Raw genomic sequence first — 2,264 nt, forward strand, 5'->3', positions numbered from 1 at the left:
ACGTCGGCGCGCTCGGGCAGGGTGACGAGGGTCGAGGCCGGCACGTCGAGCGCGGCGGCGATGCGCTCCAGCCAGTCGATCGAGACCGTGCGGGTGCCGGTTTCCAGCCGGCCGATGGTTTGCGGCGTGGTGGGCGGCACGCAGGCCGCCGCGACATCGGCGAGGGTGAGGCCGCGGGCCTTGCGGACATCGCGGATCCGGGTTTGCACATTCGCCTCCTGTTGAACCAATGCGGTTAATTCTGTCCTACATTGCCGCGCTTGTGCAAGGAGATTCGGGCCCATTCGTGCCAAAAGGGAGAGAATATGCCGCGTGCCCGCCGCTCTGACACTGCCACCGAGACCGCCGGCGAGCTGCCGCCGCTGGCGGACAATCGCCTGCTCGCCACGCGTATCCTGCCGGCGCCCGATGTGGTGACGCAGGCACGGGTGACCGTGAACCTTGCCGAACAGCCGCTGGCCTGGCTGGCCCGTCGCGGCCACATCAGCGCCGCGCAACTGCTGGCCGGCACCCGCCTGCGCGATGATTTTCACCGCGCCCAGCTGGGGCCCCGCGTCACCATGCGCTGGGACCCGCTGCCGGCAACGCGGCTTGGGCTCGGTGCGCCCGATCCGTCGGGTGGCCAGCTGGCGGCGCGCGCCCGTTTCGATGCGGCGGTGGCGGCTTGCGGCCCTGGCCTCTCCGACGTGCTGTGGCGGGTGGTGTGCGTGGGCGAGGGGCTGGAGACGGCGGAACGCGCGCTGGGCTGGCCGGTCAGGGCCGGCAAGCTGGTGCTGCAACTGGCGCTGGACCGGCTGGTCAGCCATTATCGCATCGAATCAGGTACGGAGTGACAGGATGCGACACGCGCAAATGGCAATCGCAGGCGCCCTGGCCTTGGCTCTGGCCGGCTGCGGCCCGCGGGCCGAATCGCTCGGCCGGGTGAGCGGCGCGCCGCCGTCGCTGATGCTGTCCACCCGCCTGCTGGCGGCCAGCGGCAACAGCCTGGGCGAGGTGGAACTGCTGCAGATGGCCGGCGGCGTTCAGGTCATTGCCAGGGTCACGGGCCTGCCGGCCGGCGATTATGCCCTGCACCTTCACGCCGTGGGCCGCTGCGTGGCGCCGGATTTCACCAGCGCCGGGCCCCATTTCAATCCCGAAGGCAAGCAACACGGCCGCGACAACCCGATGGGCGCCCATGCCGGCGACCTGCCCAACATCACGGTCGATGCCAAGGGGGCGGGTTCGCTCGACGTGATGCTGCCGGGCCTGCGGCTCGCCGATGGCGCCGCGCCGCTGCTCGACGCCGATGGCGCCGCCGTGGTGCTGCATGGCAAGGCCGATGATTATCGCAGTGATCCGGCCGGGAATGCCGGCGCCCGCATTGCCTGCGGCGAAATCCGGCGCTGAGAAAGGGTGGGGCGCCGCTGGGGCGACTGACGGGGCTTGAACCCGCGACCTCTGGTACCACAAACCAGCGCTCTAACCAGCTGAGCTACAGTCGCCGCGCGCCACGCGGCAGGAAGCGGCGGATAGACGAGCCGGCGCCGACTGGCAAGACAGATATGGGGCGCACAGCCGCTGTGGCCGGCATTGCTGAAGGCTACGATTTCGTTAGGTTGCCACACCGTGCCCCGCTCCGCTCTCACCATCGCTGAACTGCCGGCCGGCGCCGCCCCCGGTTTCGACGCGCATGAACGCGTGGTGCGGGTGCGCGACGCCGCCAGCGGCCTTCATGCCATCATTGCCATCCATTCCACCCATCTTGGCCCAGCGGCGGGCGGCGTGCGGCGCTGGACCTATGCCGGCGAGGCCGACGCGCTCGGCGATGCGCTGCGCCTGTCCCGCGCCATGAGCTACAAGAACGCTATGGCCGGGCTGCCGGCGGGCGGCGGCAAGGCGGTGATGCTGGCCGATGTGCCGAAGACCCCGGCGCTGCTCGCCGCCTTCGGCGATGCGGTGGCGGCCCTCGATGGCCACTATGTCACCGTCCACGATGTCGGCATGACCGATGCCGACATGGTGGCGATAGCGGCGCGCACGCCCCATGTCGCCGGGCTGCCGGTGGCGCCGGGCGAAGCAGGTCAAGGGGTGGGCGGCAATCCCGGCCCATTCACGGCGCGCGGCGTGCTGGCCGGCATCCGCGCCGCCGTGGCGCATCGCCTGGGCCGCGCCGACCTCAAGGGCCTTGCCATCAACGTACAGGGGCTGGGCAAGGTGGGCGGTGCGCTGGCGCAGATGCTGGCCCAGGCCGGCGCGCGGCTCACGCTGGCAGACCTTGATGC

Annotated in this window: 4 protein-coding genes and 1 tRNA gene; 3 read left to right on the forward strand and 2 right to left on the reverse strand. The window is 71.1% G+C overall.

Going from position 1 to position 2,264, the window contains the following annotated elements; genetic code table 11:
- Window positions 1-209 (reverse strand): helix-turn-helix domain-containing protein (locus GJV64_RS13770; RefSeq protein ID WP_164157970.1); only part of this gene is annotated, 209 nt, incomplete at its 3' end.
- A 96-nt stretch (window positions 210-305) separates the two neighbouring features.
- On the opposite strand from GJV64_RS13770, the gene GJV64_RS13775 reads away from it, so the two are divergent.
- Together GJV64_RS13775 and GJV64_RS13780 are read left to right on the forward strand one after the other, a co-directional pair.
- Window positions 306-833, forward strand: a complete 528-nt coding sequence (locus GJV64_RS13775) for a DUF6456 domain-containing protein (RefSeq protein WP_235927766.1) — start codon at window positions 306-308, stop codon at window positions 831-833.
- A gap of 19 nt (window positions 834-852) precedes the next feature.
- A complete protein-coding gene (locus tag GJV64_RS13780) occupies window positions 853-1,389 on the forward strand; it encodes a superoxide dismutase family protein (protein WP_164157972.1) in 537 nt (178 codons plus the stop codon).
- An 18-nt stretch (window positions 1,390-1,407) separates the two neighbouring features.
- Here GJV64_RS13780 and GJV64_RS13785 read toward each other — a convergent pair.
- Window positions 1,408-1,484 (reverse strand) — tRNA-His (locus tag GJV64_RS13785).
- Window positions 1,485-1,608: 124 nt separating this feature from the next.
- Between GJV64_RS13785 and GJV64_RS13790 the strand changes: the two genes are divergently transcribed.
- On the forward strand, window positions 1,609-2,264 hold a 656-nt coding region (locus GJV64_RS13790), incomplete at its 3' end, for a Glu/Leu/Phe/Val dehydrogenase dimerization domain-containing protein (protein ID WP_328799195.1).

This window comes from Sandarakinorhabdus rubra, from assembly GCF_010994245.1.
GTDB lineage: Bacteria > Pseudomonadota > Alphaproteobacteria > Sphingomonadales > Sphingomonadaceae > Sandarakinorhabdus > Sandarakinorhabdus rubra.

Coding starts and splice junctions, on each gene's coding strand:
- GJV64_RS13775 (WP_235927766.1), top strand. CDS start 306: ATGCCGCGTGCCCGCCGCTCTGACACTGCCACCGAGACCGCCGGCGAG.
- GJV64_RS13780 (WP_164157972.1), top strand. CDS start 853: ATGGCAATCGCAGGCGCCCTGGCCTTGGCTCTGGCCGGCTGCGGCCCG.